Raw genomic sequence first — 15,140 nt, forward strand, 5'->3', positions numbered from 1 at the left:
TGCACTCAAGGGGGCACTGAGGGGTGCCAGGGGTACGGCGATCGCGGCGGCGGCGATGGCCGTCCTGACCGCGTCGCAGGCGCCGGGGGCGGTCTCGGCCGAGGCCGCGGAGCCCGCGCGGACGGCGGCGCCCGCCGAGCACGGCCCCAGCGTGTCCGGCGACACCCCGTACCGCACCGGCCTCCCCCCGCTGCGGACACGGAAGAGCGGCTCGGTACCCGGAGCGGCGGCCGGCGGCGCCCTGCCCGCGACCGTGTTCGCCGCGTACCGGCGTGCCGAGGAGGAGCTGGCGCGCAGCGCGCCCGGCTGCCGGCTGCGCTGGCAGCTGCTGGCCGCGATCGGCCAGGTGGAGTCCGGGCAGGCATGGGGCGGCCGGGTGACCCCGGACGGTACGACCGTGACGCCCATCCTCGGCCCGCGGCTGACCGGCGGCGCCTTCGCCGTCGTACCGGACACCGACGGCGGCGCGTACGACGGGGACGCGGTGTACGACCGCGCGGTCGGCCCGATGCAGTTCATCCCGTCCACCTGGGCCCGCTGGGGCGCGGACGGCAACGGCGACGGACGGTCGGACCCGAACAACGTCTACGACGCGGCGCTCGCCGCCGGCCGCTACCTGTGCGCGGGCGGCCGGGACCTCTCGAACCCCGCCGACCTGGACCGGGCGATCCTGGGCTACAACCACTCGGACGCCTATCTGCGCACCGTCAAGGCCTGGTACGCGTACTACCTGACCGGACACCGCGTGGTGCCGGACGCGTCCACCGGATCCCGGCCGGACCGGCCGAAGCCGTCCCGCCCGCAGAGGCCGAAGCCCTCGCCGTCGAAGCCCTCGGAGGACCGGAAGCCGGGCCCTGGTCCCTCGCGCACGCCGTCGGCGCCGCCCGCCTCGCCCTCCCCCAGCCCGTCCCCGACGGCCGGCGCGCCGAAGGCGTCCGGGGCGCCGCCGGTCCCCGTCCCCGAGCCGACTCTCACGCTGCCCGGCGGCGGCGTGCTGCCCGACGCGGGGCCGCTGACCATCGGCAACGGCTGGAACACGATGAGCGCCTCCCCCTCCACAACCGCGACTACTCGGCGGTAATGTCGCCACCCGCCGGAAGCACAGGACCGGCGGGTGAGTGCGAAGGGGCCCTCATGGCGACGGACATGCCTGCGGACACAGCGGCCGCCGACGAGCGTTGGCAGCGCATGTGGAGTCATCGCGAGCAGCTGCTCAAGGTGGCCCGGCGCCGCTCCATGAGCCAGGAGGACGCCGAGGACGCCGTGCACGAGGCGATGCTGCGGGCCGCGGAACGCCCGGACCTCGACGACGAGCGGCTCGGCGCCTGGCTGACGACGGTGACGATGCGGCTGTGCGTCGACCGGTACCGGCAGGTCAACCGCGAGGCCGAGGTGGGCAGCCGCCCCACGCTCGTCGCGCCGGGCCCGGTACCCGTCGAGGAGGCGGTGTGCGACCGGGCCGAGGCGAAGTGGCTCGCCGTGCGCAGCGGTGAGCTGCCCGCCCGGCAGGCGGAGGCGCTCCGGCTGAAGTCCGAGGACCTGGACGTGAGCCAGGTCGCGGTGCGGATGGGGCTCAGCTACCGGACCGTCGAGTCGCTGCTCGCCCGGGCCCGGCGGACGCTGCGCGCCTCACTGGCCGGGACGCTCGGGCTGGTGCTGTTCCTGGTCGGGCGCGGGCGGCTGCGCGGGGGTGGCAAGGCCCAGGTGGTCGCGGCGACCTCGACGGCGGCGACCCTGGCGGTGGCGGGGTTGGTGCTGCCGTACGCGCTCGACGCGGGCGGAAGCGGGACCGGTCCGGCGCCGCGGCCGGCCGTGTCCGGCGACGCGCAGGTCCGGCCCGGCGAGGCCACGGGCCCAGGGCGCACCCCCGCGTCGCGCACCTCCTCGCCCACGGCGCCCGGAGCCCGGAGGCGGACGCCCTCCCCCACCGGGGGAACGGTCCTGCCGCTGCCGGTGCCCGTGCCGTCCCTGCCGGGCGTGTCCTCGTCCCCGCTCCCGGGGCTGCCTGCGCCGCAGGTCCCGAAGGTGCCCGGCGTGCCGAAAGTGCCCGGCGTGCCGAAGGTGCCGGACCTGCCGACGGGGTCGGTCGCCTCGTCGCTCCCGTCGCTTCCCCCGGCCCCGACGGTACCGGCCGCTCCGCTCTCCGCCCCTGTCCCCGCCCCGAGGACGCCTTCGAGCACGCCGTCGCCGAAGCTGCCGTAGCACGCCGTAAACCCGTCCGAAAAAAATTTCCCGGTCGCCGCGACGGACGCCCCGCCCCTCCCCGTAGAGCAGATGTCGGAGCTGCTCCACGGGCGAAGGGTGGAACCGGATGGGTGTCGAGATCTGTGTGGAAGGGCTGACCAAGTCCTTCGGCCACCAGGTCATCTGGCAGGACGTCTCGCTGACGCTGCCCGCCGGGGAGGTCTCGGTGATGCTCGGCCCCTCGGGGACGGGCAAGTCGGTGTTCCTCAAGACGCTCGTGGGGCTGCTGAAGCCGGAGCGCGGCTCCATCACGATCCAGGGCCGGGACATCACCAGGCTCCGCGAGCACGACCTGTACGAGGTGCGGAAGCTGTTCGGCGTGCTGTTCCAGGACGGCGCGCTGTTCGGCTCGATGAACCTGTACGACAACATCGCCTTCCCGCTGCGCGAGCACACCCGCAAGTCCGAGAGCGAGATCCGGCGCATCGTGCTGGAGAAGATGGACATGGTCGGGCTGATCGGCGCCGAGGAAAAGCTGCCCGGCGAGATCTCCGGCGGTATGCGCAAGCGTGCCGGGCTCGCCCGCGCCCTGGTCCTCGACCCGGAGATCATCCTGTTCGACGAGCCGGACTCGGGCCTGGACCCGGTCCGCGTGGCCTACCTCAACCAGCTCATCGTCGACCTCAACGCACAGATCGACGCGACCTTCCTGATCGTCACCCACGACATCGCCTCGGCCCGCCAGGTCCCGGACAACATCGGGCTGCTGTTCCGGCGCGAGCTGGTGCTGTTCGGGCCCCGCGAGGAACTGCTGACCAGTGACGAGCCCGTCGTACGGCAGTTCCTGAACGGCCGGATGCAGGGGCCGATCGGCATGGCGGAGGAGAAGGACGCGGCCCAGGTCGAGCAGGAGCTGGCCCAGATCGACGAGGGTCCACGCGTCCGGGACCTGACTCCCCGCCTGCTGCCCGGCCCCGGCATCACCCGCCCGCCCCGCTGGGAGGCGATCGCGAGACGCGAGGCGGAGCTGCACGGGACGGGGGTGAGCAGCGCATGAGGCTCTCCCCGACAGCTGCGCTCCGGCACTCGGGCAACCTCTTCGCGATGGCCCTGGACGTCGTCCGGACCCTGCCCCGACGGCCCTTCCAGGCACGGGAGTTCATCCAGCAGGCGTGGTTCGTCGCGAGCGTCACCATTCTGCCGACGGCGCTGGTCTCGATCCCCTTCGGTGCGGTCATCGCGCTGCAGATCGGCAGCCTGACCCGGCAGTTGGGCGCGCAGTCCTTCTCCGGTGCCGCGTCCGTGCTCGCGGTGCTGCGCGAGGCCTCGCCGATCGTCACCGCGCTGCTGATCGCGGGCGCGGGCGGCACGGCGATCTGTGCGGACCTCGGGGCGCGCAAGATCCGGGACGAGATCGACGCGATGCAGGTGCTCGGCATCGACCCGATCCACCGGCTCGTCGTACCGCGCGTGCTGGCGTCGATGGTGGTGGCGGTGCTGCTCAACGGCCTGGTGTCGGTGGTCGGCGTGGCGGGCGGCTACTTCTTCAACGTCGTCCTGCAGAACGGCACTCCCGGTGCCTACCTCGCCTCCTTCACCACGCTCGCGCAGCTCTCCGACCTGTGGGCGGCCGAGATCAAGGCGCTGGTGTTCGGGGCGATCGCGGCGATCGTCGCCTCGTACAAGGGCCTCACGGCGCAGGGCGGCCCGAAGGGCGTGGGCGACGCCGTGAACCAGTCCGTGGTGATCACCTTCATGTTGCTGTTCGTGACGAACTTCGTGATGACCGCGGTGTACTTCCAAGTCGTCCCGCAGAGGGGCTGAGGCATGGCGCTGCTGAACCGCCTGGAGCAACTGGGCACCCAACTCTCCTTCTACGGCCGCTCGCTCGCCTGGACCGGCCGCACCCTGCGCCGCTACAAGAAGGAGATCCTGCGACTGCTCGCCGAGGTGAGCTTCGGGCGCGGCGCGCTCGCCGTCGTCGGCGGCACGGTCGGCGTGATCGCGTTCCTGTCCTTCTTCACCGGCACCGAGGTCGGCCTCCAGGGCTACGCGGCCCTCAACCAGCTCGGCACCTCCAACTTCGTGGCGTTCCTGTCGGCGTACTTCAACACCCGGGAGATCGCCCCGCTGGTGGCCGGGCTCGCCCTGTCCGCGACGGTCGGCGCCGGGTTCACCGCGCAGCTCGGTGCGATGCGGATCAGCGAGGAGACCGACGCGCTGGAGGTGATGGGTGTCCCGTCGCTGCCCTTCCTGGTGACGACGAGGATGATCGCCGGCTTCGTCGCGGTGATCCCGCTGTACGTGATCGGGCTGCTGTCCTCGTATCTGGCCGCCCGCACCATCACCACCGGCTACTACGGGCAGTCGACGGGCACCTACGACCACTACTTCCACCAATACCTGCCGCCCGTCGACGTGTTCTGGTCCTTCGGCAAGGTGATCGTCTTCGCCGTGCTGATCATCCTGGTGCACTGCTACTACGGCTACCACGCGAGCGGCGGCCCGGCGGGCGTCGGCGTCGCGGTGGGCCGTGCGGTGCGGACCTCGATCGTCGCCATCAACGTCCTGGACTTCTTCCTGAGCCTCGCGATCTGGGGCGCCACCACGACCGTACGGATAGCGGGGTGAGAGCGGTGCGCATGCACAGAATGAGACTCAGGCTGTACGGCATCGCCTTCCTCGCCGTGCTCGCGCTGCTGCTGTCGCTCGCGGTGGCCGTCTACCAGCAGGCGTTCACGTCCGTCGTGCCCATCACCCTTCAGGCCGGCACCCTCGGCAACCAGCTCGATCCACGCGCCGACGTCAAGCTGCGCGGACTGCTGGTCGGCGAGGTGCGCGCGGTGCACGCGGACGGCACGAAGGCCACGCTCGACATCGCGCTCGATCCCCGGTACGTCCCGTACATCCCCTCGGACGTGCACGCCCGCCTGCTGCCCAAGACGCTGTTCGGCGAGAAGTACGTCGACCTCGTGGCGCCCGCCCGCTCCTCGGCCCGTCCCATCCGCGCCGGAGACGTCATCACCCAGGACCGCACGAAGGTCGGCATGGAGGTGCAGCAGCTGATGAACGACCTGCTGCCGCTGCTGCGCACGGTCCAGCCGGGTGAGCTCGACGCCACGCTCTCGGCGTTCGCCACGGCGCTGGAGGGCCGCGGCGACCGGATCGGTGACAACCTCACCCGGGTCGAGGGCTATCTGCGCCGCCTCAACCCGCACCTGCCCTCCCTCAAGGAGGACATCGCGCGGTTCGCGGACGTCGCCGAGGTGTACGGCGACGCCGCGCCCGACCTGATGCGGATCCTGCGCAACACGGTCACCACCAGCCGCACGATCGTCGACAAGAAGGACCAGCTGGCCGCCGCGCTCCGCTCGACCGCTTCCGTGGCGGACACGGCGAACGGCTTCCTGTCCGACAACGGCGACCGGCTGATCACCCTGGGCCGGGTCTCCCGCCCCACGCTGGAGCTGTTCGCCCGCTACTCCCCCGAGTACCCGTGCCTGCTGACGGGACTGGTCCGGCAGGAGAAGGCCTCGGAGGACGCGTTCCGGGGCGGCGAGATGCGGATCACCCTCGAAGTCGTCCGGCCGCAAGGGGCGTACCAGCCCGGTGAGGAGCCGGTGTACGGCGAGCGGTCCGGCCCCAACTGCCGTGGCCTGCCGCATCCTCAGGTGCCCGGCCCGAAGCCCCATCTCGACGACGGTACGTCGGCCGGAGGTTCCGGCGGCGCGCTCCCCGGAGGTGTCAACGTGTCCGCCACCCGGGCCGAGCAGCGGGCCGTCGGCTCGCTCGTGGCCCCCGTCATGGGCGTCCCCGCCGACCAGGTGCCGCCCGTCGCGACCCTGCTGTTCGGTCCGCTCGCGCGCGGAACGGCGGTGAGTGTCGCATGAGCAGGTCAGGAGCCCGGCAGACCGCCGCCCCGCTGGTCAAGTTCAGCCTCTTCGCACTGGTCACGATCGCGGCGACGGCGCTGCTCGCCGCCACCATCGTCAACCTCTCCTTCACCCCGAAGGACACCTACCACGCCGTGTTCACCGACGTCACCGGGCTGGAGACCGGCGACGACATCCGTGTGGCCGGAGTGCGGGTGGGAGAGGTCGAGGGCATCCGGGTCAAGGACCGGACCCTCGCGGAGGTCACGTTCACCGTCAGCGCGGACCGGCCGCTGCTCGCGGGGACCCACGCGGTCGTCCGCTACCGCAACCTGGTCGGGCAGCGGTACATCGCGCTCACCGAGGGCCCCGGCGACATCACCGCCCGGCTGCGGCCGGGCGGCACCATCCCGCTGTCCCGGACCCAGCCGGCGCTGGACCTCAACGCCCTGCTGAACGGCTTCAAGCCGCTGTTCGCCGCGCTCAGCCCGAGCGACGTCAACGAGCTCGCCACCGAGATCGTCCAGACCCTCCAGGGCGAGGGCGGCACGGTGAACAGTCTCCTCGCGCACACGGCCTCGCTCACCACCACCCTCGCCGACCGCGACCAGCTGATCGGCTCGGTGGTCGACAACCTCAACACCGTCCTGGACACGCTCGACAAGCGCGGCTCCCGCTTCTCGGACCTGCTCACGCAGTTGCGCCGGGTGATCTCGGGCCTGTCGGCCGACCGCAAGCCCATCGGGGAGTCGCTGGTGAGCATCGGCGACCTCACCGACGTCACGTCGGGGCTGCTGAAGGACGCGCGGCCACCGCTGAAGGACGACATCGCCGGGCTCGGCGATCTCACCGGAACGCTGAACAAGAACGAGCACACCGTGGAGGGCGTCCTGCAACGGCTGCCGAACAAGCTCAACGCGCTGACCGGGACGGCGTCGTACGGCTCCTGGTTCAACTTCTACCTCTGCGACTTCGACGGCCGGATCGTGCTGCCGAAGACCAAGCAGGTGATCACCCCGGACCTGCACGTGGCGCGGGCGAGGTGTGGCGGATGAGACTGCGTGTCCCACGGCAGCGCCGCCCCGAGCCGCTGGTGAAGGTACGGGTCCTGCCCCCGAAGCTGCCGAGACTCCCCCGGCTGCTGCCCAAGCGCAAGCCCCGCCCCCAGCCCTTGGTCACGGTGCGCGTCCTGCCCCCGAAGCTGCCGAGACTCCCCCGGCTGCTGCCCAAGCGCAAGCCCCGCCCCCAGCCCTTGGTCACGGTGCGCGTCCTGCCACCGAAGCTGCCCAGGATCCGGCTGAAGCGGCCGCGCCTGAAGCCCTTCCGTGAGCGCAACCCGGTCGTCGTGGGCGCCGTCGGCCTCACCGTCCTCGCGCTGCTCACGTTCGCCGCCTTCAACGCCGACAGCCTGCCGCTGATCGGCGGCGGCACCGCCTACAGCGCGGCCTTCTCCGAGGCCGGCGGACTCAAGCCGGGCGACGAGGTACGGATCGCCGGGGTCAAGGTCGGCAAGGTCGAGGGCGTCGGCCTGGACGGCGACCACGTCAAGGTCACCTTCAAGGTGAAGGGCCGGCCCGGGTTCGGCACCGACACGGGCGCGGCGATCCGCGTCAAGACGATCCTCGGCGCGAAGTACCTGGCCCTGTACCCGAAGGGGCCCGGCCAGTTGAAGCCGGGCAGCGAGATCCCGCTCGGCCGGACCGTGTCGGCGTACGACGTCGTCCAGGCCTTCAGCGACCTGACGACCACCACCGAGGCGGTCGACACGGACCGGCTCGCGAAGGCACTCGACACGATCTCCCTCACCTTCCAGGACTCCCCCGCGGAGGTGCGGGCGTCGATCAAGGGACTGTCACGGATCTCCCGGACCGTCGCCTCCCGTGACCGCGCGCTGCGCGGGCTCCTCGACCATGCGAACGGGGTCACCAAGGTGCTGGCCGGTCACACCAAGGACTTCTCCGCACTGGTGAAGGACGGTGACGCGCTGTTCAAGGAGATCGACAACCGGCGCGCGGCGATCCACACGCTGCTCAAGAGTTCCGCGCTGCTGGGCATCGAGCTGTCCGGCCTGGTCGACGACAACAGCAAGGAGATCGGGCCCGCACTGAAGAACCTCAGCACCTTCCTGAAGATGCTCGAACGCAACCAGGCGAGCCTCGACCGCAGCGTCCAGCTCCTCGCCCCCTACGTGCGGCTCTTCACCAACACCCTCGGCAACGGCCGCTGGTTCGACTCCTACGTCCAGAACCTGGTCGCCGCCCCGGTCACGCCCCGGACGGGAGGCACCCGATGACCCGCAGACTCCTTGCCCTGTTCACCGCGCTCGCGGTCGTCGCCGGCCTCGCCGTCGTCCTCTGGCCGGGCCCCGGCCCCGTCCGCGTCACGGCGTACTTCCCGCGCACCGTCGGCATCTACCCCGGCTCCGACGTCCGCGTCCTCGGCGTCCGCATCGGCGAGGTCGGGAAGATCACCCCGGAGGGCGACCGGGTCCGGGTGGAGCTGGAGTACGACCGGGGGCGCAAGATCCCCGCGGACGCACAGGCCGCCATCGTCAACTCCTCTGTGGTCAGCGACCGTTACGTGCAGCTGCTGCCGGTGTACCGCAAGGGCGCGGTCCTGCGGGACGGAGACGTCATCCCCGAGTCCCGTACGGCCGTCCCCGTCGAGCTGGACCGCATCTTCGACAGCCTGCACACCACCGCCGAAGCGCTCGGCCCGAACGGCGCCAACAAGCAGGGCTCGCTGTCCCGGCTGCTCGGGGTGAGCGCTGAGAACCTCCGGGGGCAGGGCCAGAACCTCAACCAGACGGTGGACGACCTGTCCCAGGCGGTCACCACGCTGTCCGACGGGCGCGGCGACCTGTTCGGGACCGTGCGGAACCTTCAGGTGTTCACGGCCGCCCTGGCGGCGGACGACAGCAGCGTGCGGTCGTTCGACAGCGACCTCGCCGACGTGGCCGGGCAGCTGGCCGGGGAGCGCAAGGATCTCGCCGCCGCGCTGAAGTACCTGGCCGCCGCACTCGGTGACGTGGCCGGCTTCGTGAAGGGCAACAAGAAGGCGCTGACCTCGGACGTGCAGGGCCTGGCCAAGGTCACCAAGGTCCTCGTCACCCAACGGGCCGCACTTCAGGAGCTGTTGACCGTCGCCCCCACGGGCCTGTCGAACCTGCAGAACGCCTACAACCCCGCCGCCGGCACCCTCGACACCCGCAACAACGCGCAAGTCCCGCAGGATCCGTCATCGCTGCTCTGCTCGATCCTGAAGACGACCGGCGACGACCACGACAACTGCGCCGGGCTGAAGAAGCTCTTCGACTCCCTGCCCGAGGTGCCGTCGGCCCCAGCGTCGACGGGCACGGTCGACAAGACCCTCGGCGGAATCCTGGGGGCACCGGCATGAACGTGAAGCGCTCGGGGCGGGTGGCCGCCTGGACGGCGATCGGCTCGCTGCTGCTGACGGGCTGCGAGTTCAACGGCTGGTACGACGTCCCGCTCCCCGGCGGCGCCGCCTCGGACGGCCACGCCTACCACGTCACCGTCGAGTTCCGGGACGTGCTGGACCTGGTGCCGCAGTCGGCGGTCAAGGTCGACGACGTCACCGTGGGCGCGGTCGAGAAGGTGGAACTGGACGGCTGGCACGCGCGGGTACGGCTGCGCATCGCCGACTCGGTGAAGCTGCCCGGCAACGCGGTCGCCGACCTGAGGCAGACGAGCATGCTCGGCGAGAAGTACGTCGCCCTGTCCGCGCCGGCCGGCACCGCGCCCGTCGGACGGCTCCACGACGGCGACTTCATCCCGCTGTCCCGCAGCGGCCGCAACCCGGAGGTCGAAGAGGTGCTGTCGGCCCTGTCCGCGCTGCTCAACGGTGGCGGGGTGGCCCAGCTGAAGACGATCACCGTCGAGCTGAACAAGGCCCTCAGCGGCCGTGAGGACCGGGTCAGGTCCCTGCTGAAACAGCTCGACACGTTCCTCGGCGGCCTCGACGACCAGCGGGCGGAGATCGTGCGCGCGCTGGGGGGCGTCGACCGGCTGGCGCAGCGGCTGAAGAACGAGAAGAAGACGATCGCCCTGGCCGTCGACACCATGCCGCCCGCCCTGAAGGCCCTCGCCGACCAGCGCAAGGACCTGACGAAGATGCTCACCGCCCTGGCCGACCTCGGCAAGACCGGCACCAGAGTGGTCAACGCCTCCCACGACGACACCGTCGCCGATCTGAAGAGCCTCCAGCCCATCCTGCAGGAACTGAACAAGGCGGGCGACGACCTGCCCAACTCCCTGGAGATCCTCACCACTTACCCGTTCCCGCGCAACGCGACGGATGCCATCAAGGGCGACTACGTCAACTTGAGGATCACCGCCGACCTCGACCTGGCGGACCTGTACGGCAACGTCACCGGCAAGCCGAGCCAGGGCGGGAAGCCCCCGGCCCCCGGGACCCCGAGGCTCCCCGGCCTCCCCACTCCCACCCCTCTCCCGTCCATCCCGTCCCTGCCGGGCACCCCGTCCGTGCCTCCCGTGCCCTCCGCACCCGCCGTTCCCTCGACGCCCTCCGACGGCAGCACCCTGCTGTGCCCGCCTGTGTGCACCGCGTCCTACAGCACCGGGGGCGGCTCGCGTCGCCTCCCGCCCGGGATCGATCTCGGCCTCGCCGAGCTGATGCTGAAGGGGATCATGCCGTGATCACACGTACGGTCAGGGCCCAGCTGCTCGCCTTCGCGACCGTCACCGCCCTCGGGGTGTCGTACGTCGGCGCCCGGTACACGGGCCTCGTGGACGACGTCCTGCACCGCGGGTACACCGTGCGCGCCGACTTCGCCGAGTCCGGGGGCGTCTTCCCCGGCGCCGAGGTCACCTACCGGGGCGTGCCGGTGGGCCGCGTGGGCGATCTGCAGCTGACTGGGTCCGGGGTCTCGGTGGCGCTGAAGATCGAGGACGGCGCCCCGAGGATCCCGGCCGACACGCTCGCGGTGGTCGCCGACCGTTCGGCGGTGGGCGAGCAGTACGTCGACCTCCAGCCGCGGCGGTCGGGCGGGCCGTACCTCATGGACGGCAGCCCGATCCCGCGCAGCCGCACCCGGACCCCGCTGCCGGTCACCGACCTGGTCCTCAGCCTCGACCGGCTGGTCAACTCGGTCGGCAAGGACGATCTGCGGGTCACCGTGGACGAGTTGGGCAAGGCCTTCGCCGGCACCGGACCGAACCTGAGCCGGCTGGTGGACTCCGGCAACGCGCTGGTGGAATCGGCATCCCAGTCGCTCCCCCAGACGGTCTCGCTGATCGAGGACTCGCGCAAGGTGCTCAAGACACAGGCCGACGAGGGCTCGGCCATCAAGTCGTTCTCCCGCGACCTGGCCACGCTCACCGAGCAGCTGAAGTCGAGCGACGGCGATCTGCGCAGGCTGATCGGCAACACCGCGCCCGCCGCCCAGCAGCTGGACTCCCTGCTGAAGTCCACCCGGCCGCACGTACCGGTCCTGCTGGCCAACCTCATCAGCGGCGGCCAGATCACCCTGGCCCGGCTGCCCGGCGTCGAACAGGCCCTGGTCACGCTTCCGCTCACGGTCGCGGGCAGCTACACGGTCATCCCCGGCGACGGCACCACCCACTTCGGGCTGACCGTGAACGCCGACGACCCGCCCGCGTGCACCCAGGGCTACGGCACCCAGCGGCGCGACCCCGCCGACACCGCCGCGCGCCCGGCGAACACCGGCGCGCGCTGCACGGCACCGCGCGGCAGCACGACCTCGGTGCGCGGTGCCCAGAACGCGCCCGGCGCGACCACCGGTCGGTACAGCGCCGGCCAGGCCGCGTTCGTGGCCCCGTACGACCCGGAGACCGGCACCGTGACCGGCCCGGACGGCACGCCCGTCGAGCTCGGCTCGACGGGCGGCGAACAGACCGTGTTCGGAAAGGAGTCGTGGCAATGGCTGCTCGTGGGACCGATGGCATGACAGGGGGCCGGGCGAGGCTGCTGTCGGCGGGGCTCGTCGCCGCGACCGTGCTGACGGCCGTGCTGTGTGTCTGGCTGGGCCTGAAGCTGGCCGACCAGCGCGCGGCGCAGCAGCGCCGTCAGGACATCCTGGCGGCGGCCCGCCAGTCGGCGCTGAACTTCACCTCGCTCGACTACCGGCACTACGACCGGGACAGCCGCACCGTGCTGCAGGGCGCCACCGGCGACTTCAAGAAGCAGTTCGCCGCGCAGACCGCGCAGCTGACGAAGCTCGTCGCCCAGAACAGGTCGGTGTCCGAGGGGCAGGTCCTGGAAGCGGGCATCGTGCGGTCCGACGCGCGCTCGGCCCGCGTCCTGGTCGTGGCCGACAGCAAGGTGACCAACACCGCGGCGCCCGAGGGCCAGGCGCGCACCTACCGGCTCCAGCTCGACCTCGTGCGCGTGGCCGGCCGCTGGCTGACCTCCGATGTCACGTTCGTGGGCTGACCCGACTGTGAGGCCGTCAATGAGGAGAGACACCGTGGCGAACCCGACCTCCCGCACCCGCGGCACCGGCTCCCCGGCCCGCCGCACGATGACCGCGGCCGCCCGCGCGGCGGCCAAGCGCGCCGCCCGCCAGGAAGAGGAAACCGTCCCCGGGCGCACCCTGCTCGTCGAGTCCCCGGCGGACGGCCGGGACGACCCGCGGGAGCCCGAGCCCGCACCCGCGCCCGAGCCTGCACCCGCGCCCGCGCCCGCGCCCGAGTCCGAGTCCGAGTCCGAGTCCTTCGAGGATGAGCCGGAGGAGAGCGCGCCCTCGCGCAGGGCCGGCCGGAGCGTGCTCACCGCGGTGCCGGTCCTCGTCCTCGTGACGGCCCTGGTCGTGGCCGCCGTCCTCGGGTGGCAGTACCGGCAGGGGCGGCAGGCGGAGCAGGGCCGGGGCGAGGCCCTCGCGGCCGCGCGGCAGGCGGCGCCGGTCGTGCTGTCGTACGACTACCGCCACCTGGACCGGGACTTCGCCCGGGCCCGCGCCCTGCTCACCGGGCCCTTCCGCGACCAGTACGGCAGGACGACCAAGACGGTGGTCGCACCGACAGCGACGACGTACCACGCCGTGGTGAAGGCGACCGTGGCCACACCCTCCGACGGCGGCACCCCTGCTGCGTCCGTCGTGTCGGCCACACCGGACAAGGCCGTCGTGCTGCTCTTCGTCAACCAGGTCACCCAGAGCACCCAGGTCCCGGAGCCCCGGCTGGACCTGAACCGGGTGCGACTGACGCTCACGCACACCTCCGACGGCTGGAAGGTGAGTGGCGTCGACGCCCTCTGACCCGGCATACGCATTCGGGGACGTCCGGCCGCACAGGCGATCTCCCACCTCCGCGGCCAGGAGGTCTCCCTGACCTACAACCCCGCGACCAGGACCCTGACCGCGGATACACCCAGGCAGAAGGGATCACCATCAGCTGACTCGAAGCCCGCCGAACCCGCCGACGAAGGGAGAATCCCGGACCGAAGGCACCGCAACGAAGAACACCCGCCCCGGCCGGAGGCCGGAAGCGGGTGCCGATGTCCCCTGCCCATGAATGGGGTGTTGTGGGGCAACTGTGTGTCCGAGGGGGGACTTGAACCCCCACGCCCGATAAAGGGCACTAGCACCTCAAGCTAGCGCGTCTGCCATTCCGCCACCCGGACTAGGTGTCTGCCGCCTTTCCGGGGGTGTTCCCCGCGGCGACATGGACAACAATACCAAGGTTTCGGAGTGCGTTTCACCTGCGTATCCGTGCCCTGGGCGGCGGCCCGGACCGACGGGCCGCCGAGATCGCCGGCGATATACAGAATGCGAGATTCTGTGTACACGCTGTGAGAGTCAGGGCACCGGGAGCGCAGCACCCCCCGTGCCAGGTCTTGAAGGCGCGGATCTGCGGGGCGAGCCGGTCGTAGACGGCCCGGTCGTCCGTGGCGAGCGTGGCGACGAGCGCGCCGCCGGAGGCCTTCCTCGTCGTGCTGTTCCGGATGCACGGCGCCCACGCCCACCTCACCGACCAGGTGCCGCCCGACCGCCCTTCGCGGCTGCTCCCGATGTGCGGCATGGGCGCGTTCCCGGTGTGCGCCCTCTCCACCCCCGGGTGTTCCAGGACACCGGTGTGGTCTTCGGCATCGGCCTCCTGCTGATGGTCGTCGTACACACCGCCCTGCACACCCGCAGCCACGGCCGTCCGGTCCGCCACCGGGCGGTCGCCGCGCCGCTCGCCCTCGCCACCGCCACGGCCGGCGTCCGCATGCCGGTCTACGGCGAACTCCTGCTGCTGGTCGCCGCGTTGACGGCGATGCCGACGATGGAGACCCGGCACTGCGCCGCGGCGGCGCCGAACCCCGGGCCCGAAGGCTCCGGGTACCCGGAGGCCGGGCCGACCGGAAGCTGACGGCGCCCGAGGGGCAACTGGCGCCCGGTCAGGACTCGTTGCGGTGGTGGTACGAGTGCCGGGTGTGCTCGGTGTGCTCGCGCATCAGCCGGCCGGCCTTCTGCTCGTCCCGTTCCTTGATCGCGAAGACCAGGTCGGAGTGCTCGCTCCAGGAGGTACCGCCGCGCAGCTTGGCGACAGGGGTGTAGTACCAGCGGACTCTGCGGTCGACCTGGGCGGCCAGCTCGGCGAGGACCGCGTTGCCGGCCAGCTCCATGACCTTGGCATGGAAGGCCGCGTTCAGCGCCACCGCGCTGGTCACGTCGTTCTTGCCGATCGCCGTCCGGCCCGCCTTGACGATGTCGAAGAGGGCCTCGACACCCTTCGCGTCGGCGTTGCGGGCCGCCAGCCGGGCCGCCTCGGCCTCCAGCAGGGTGCGGACCGTGAGCAGCTGGTCGGCCTCCTCCTCGGTCGGCTCGTGCACGAACGCCCCCTGCGCGGGCCGCAGATCGACCCAGCCCTCGGTGTTGAGCCGCTGCAGCGCCTCACGCACCGGCTGGCGGGAGACACCGAGATGCCCGGCCAGCTCGTTCTCGACCAGATGCCGGCCGGGCTGCAGGACGCGAGTGGTGATCAGCTCCAGCAGGGCCTCGTAGACGCGCTCACGCAGCGGGCCGGGACGTTCCAGCTTAGGCACGGCCCCCTGCGGCAGTCCGGTCGGCAACATCGCGATCCCCCTCCTGGGCAGGAC

At 71.8% G+C, this 15,140-nt stretch carries 16 protein-coding genes and 1 tRNA gene; 15 read left to right on the forward strand and 2 right to left on the reverse strand.

Annotated features, from left to right (window positions below):
- The first annotated feature begins 55 nt into the window (after nt 1-55).
- The 13 genes from O1G22_RS07750 (at nt 56) to O1G22_RS07810 (ending at nt 13,314) form a co-directional block, all read left to right on the forward strand.
- Nucleotides 56-1,081 carry a lytic transglycosylase domain-containing protein gene (locus O1G22_RS07750; RefSeq protein WP_270086362.1) on the forward strand — a complete coding sequence of 342 codons (1,026 nt, stop codon included), beginning with the start codon at nt 56-58 and terminating at the stop codon, nt 1,079-1,081.
- Nucleotides 1,082-1,134: 53 nt separating this feature from the next.
- The gene (locus tag O1G22_RS07755; protein WP_270080636.1) at nt 1,135-2,202 is read left to right on the forward strand and encodes an RNA polymerase sigma factor; all 1,068 of its coding nucleotides are present in this window, start codon (nt 1,135-1,137) and stop codon (nt 2,200-2,202) included.
- A 109-nt stretch (nt 2,203-2,311) separates the two neighbouring features.
- On the forward strand, nt 2,312-3,241 hold the full coding sequence (locus tag O1G22_RS07760; RefSeq protein WP_270080637.1) for an ABC transporter ATP-binding protein: 930 nt from the start codon (nt 2,312-2,314) through the stop codon (nt 3,239-3,241).
- Nucleotides 3,238-4,008: an MlaE family ABC transporter permease gene (locus O1G22_RS07765; protein WP_270080638.1), complete on the forward strand. Its 771-nt coding sequence runs from the start codon at nt 3,238-3,240 to the stop codon at nt 4,006-4,008. The genes O1G22_RS07760 and O1G22_RS07765 overlap by 4 nt, the downstream gene beginning before the upstream one ends.
- Before the next feature lie 3 nt (nt 4,009-4,011).
- Nucleotides 4,012-4,815 (forward strand): MlaE family ABC transporter permease, encoded by an 804-nt coding sequence (locus O1G22_RS07770; protein ID WP_270080639.1) that lies wholly within the window; start codon nt 4,012-4,014, stop codon nt 4,813-4,815.
- Nucleotides 4,816-4,826: 11 nt separating this feature from the next.
- Nucleotides 4,827-6,074, forward strand: coding sequence for an MCE family protein (locus tag O1G22_RS07775; RefSeq protein WP_270080640.1), 1,248 nt, complete (start codon nt 4,827-4,829; stop codon nt 6,072-6,074).
- Nucleotides 6,071-7,111, forward strand: coding sequence for an MCE family protein (locus O1G22_RS07780; protein ID WP_270080641.1), 1,041 nt, complete (start codon nt 6,071-6,073; stop codon nt 7,109-7,111). Before O1G22_RS07775 ends, O1G22_RS07780 begins: the two co-directional genes overlap by 4 nt.
- A 236-nt stretch (nt 7,112-7,347) precedes the next feature.
- On the forward strand, nt 7,348-8,349 hold the full coding sequence (locus O1G22_RS07785) for an MCE family protein (RefSeq protein ID WP_428986482.1): 1,002 nt from the start codon (nt 7,348-7,350) through the stop codon (nt 8,347-8,349).
- The gene (locus O1G22_RS07790; protein WP_270080642.1) at nt 8,346-9,455 is read left to right on the forward strand and encodes an MCE family protein; all 1,110 of its coding nucleotides are present in this window, start codon (nt 8,346-8,348) and stop codon (nt 9,453-9,455) included. Before O1G22_RS07785 ends, O1G22_RS07790 begins: the two co-directional genes overlap by 4 nt.
- Complete coding sequence (locus O1G22_RS07795; RefSeq protein WP_270080643.1) at nt 9,452-10,735, forward strand: MCE family protein; 1,284 nt, start codon at nt 9,452-9,454, stop codon at nt 10,733-10,735. The genes O1G22_RS07790 and O1G22_RS07795 overlap by 4 nt, the downstream gene beginning before the upstream one ends.
- Complete coding sequence (locus O1G22_RS07800; RefSeq protein WP_270080644.1) at nt 10,732-12,006, forward strand: MCE family protein; 1,275 nt, start codon at nt 10,732-10,734, stop codon at nt 12,004-12,006. Before O1G22_RS07795 ends, O1G22_RS07800 begins: the two co-directional genes overlap by 4 nt.
- On the forward strand, nt 12,003-12,491 hold the full coding sequence (locus O1G22_RS07805; protein ID WP_270080645.1) for a hypothetical protein: 489 nt from the start codon (nt 12,003-12,005) through the stop codon (nt 12,489-12,491). The genes O1G22_RS07800 and O1G22_RS07805 overlap by 4 nt, the downstream gene beginning before the upstream one ends.
- 34 nt (nt 12,492-12,525) lie before the next feature.
- A complete protein-coding gene (locus O1G22_RS07810) occupies nt 12,526-13,314 on the forward strand; it encodes a hypothetical protein (protein WP_270080646.1) in 789 nt (262 codons plus the stop codon).
- Between the two features lie 280 nt (nt 13,315-13,594).
- Here O1G22_RS07810 and O1G22_RS07815 read toward each other — a convergent pair.
- A tRNA-Leu gene (locus O1G22_RS07815) sits at nt 13,595-13,679 on the reverse strand.
- A gap of 273 nt (nt 13,680-13,952) precedes the next feature.
- On the opposite strand from O1G22_RS07815, the gene O1G22_RS07820 reads away from it, so the two are divergent.
- Both O1G22_RS07820 and O1G22_RS07825 read left to right on the forward strand, forming a co-directional pair.
- Complete coding sequence (locus tag O1G22_RS07820; protein WP_270086698.1) at nt 13,953-14,159, forward strand: hypothetical protein; 207 nt, start codon at nt 13,953-13,955, stop codon at nt 14,157-14,159.
- Nucleotides 14,093-14,410: a hypothetical protein gene (locus O1G22_RS07825; protein ID WP_270080647.1), complete on the forward strand. Its 318-nt coding sequence runs from the start codon at nt 14,093-14,095 to the stop codon at nt 14,408-14,410. Before O1G22_RS07820 ends, O1G22_RS07825 begins: the two co-directional genes overlap by 67 nt.
- 28 nt (nt 14,411-14,438) lie before the next feature.
- Here the strand turns inward: O1G22_RS07825 and O1G22_RS07830 are convergent, their stop codons facing one another.
- Nucleotides 14,439-15,116: a GntR family transcriptional regulator gene (locus O1G22_RS07830; RefSeq protein ID WP_270080648.1), complete on the reverse strand. Its 678-nt coding sequence runs from the start codon at nt 15,114-15,116 to the stop codon at nt 14,439-14,441.
- Nucleotides 15,117-15,140: the final 24 nt, after the last annotated feature.

Origin of the sequence: Streptomyces camelliae (assembly GCF_027625935.1) — a bacterium.
In the GTDB taxonomy this organism is placed as follows: domain Bacteria; phylum Actinomycetota; class Actinomycetes; order Streptomycetales; family Streptomycetaceae; genus Streptomyces; species Streptomyces camelliae.

What these genes read in the sequence shown, in the direction of transcription:
- O1G22_RS07780 (WP_270080641.1), top strand. Translation starts at nt 6,071, where the DNA reads ATGAGCAGGTCAGGAGCCCGGCAGACCGCCGCCCCGCTGGTCAAGTTC.
- O1G22_RS07805 (WP_270080645.1), top strand. Translation starts at nt 12,003, where the DNA reads ATGACAGGGGGCCGGGCGAGGCTGCTGTCGGCGGGGCTCGTCGCCGCG.
- O1G22_RS07790 (WP_270080642.1), top strand. Translation starts at nt 8,346, where the DNA reads ATGACCCGCAGACTCCTTGCCCTGTTCACCGCGCTCGCGGTCGTCGCC.
- O1G22_RS07765 (WP_270080638.1), top strand. Translation starts at nt 3,238, where the DNA reads ATGAGGCTCTCCCCGACAGCTGCGCTCCGGCACTCGGGCAACCTCTTC.
- O1G22_RS07760 (WP_270080637.1), top strand. Translation starts at nt 2,312, where the DNA reads ATGGGTGTCGAGATCTGTGTGGAAGGGCTGACCAAGTCCTTCGGCCAC.
- O1G22_RS07775 (WP_270080640.1), top strand. Translation starts at nt 4,827, where the DNA reads ATGCACAGAATGAGACTCAGGCTGTACGGCATCGCCTTCCTCGCCGTG.
- O1G22_RS07750 (WP_270086362.1), top strand. Translation starts at nt 56, where the DNA reads ATGGCCGTCCTGACCGCGTCGCAGGCGCCGGGGGCGGTCTCGGCCGAG.
- O1G22_RS07795 (WP_270080643.1), top strand. Translation starts at nt 9,452, where the DNA reads ATGAACGTGAAGCGCTCGGGGCGGGTGGCCGCCTGGACGGCGATCGGC.
- O1G22_RS07755 (WP_270080636.1), top strand. Translation starts at nt 1,135, where the DNA reads ATGGCGACGGACATGCCTGCGGACACAGCGGCCGCCGACGAGCGTTGG.
- O1G22_RS07770 (WP_270080639.1), top strand. Translation starts at nt 4,012, where the DNA reads ATGGCGCTGCTGAACCGCCTGGAGCAACTGGGCACCCAACTCTCCTTC.
- O1G22_RS07830 (WP_270080648.1), bottom strand. Translation starts at nt 15,116, where the DNA reads ATGTTGCCGACCGGACTGCCGCAGGGGGCCGTGCCTAAGCTGGAACGT.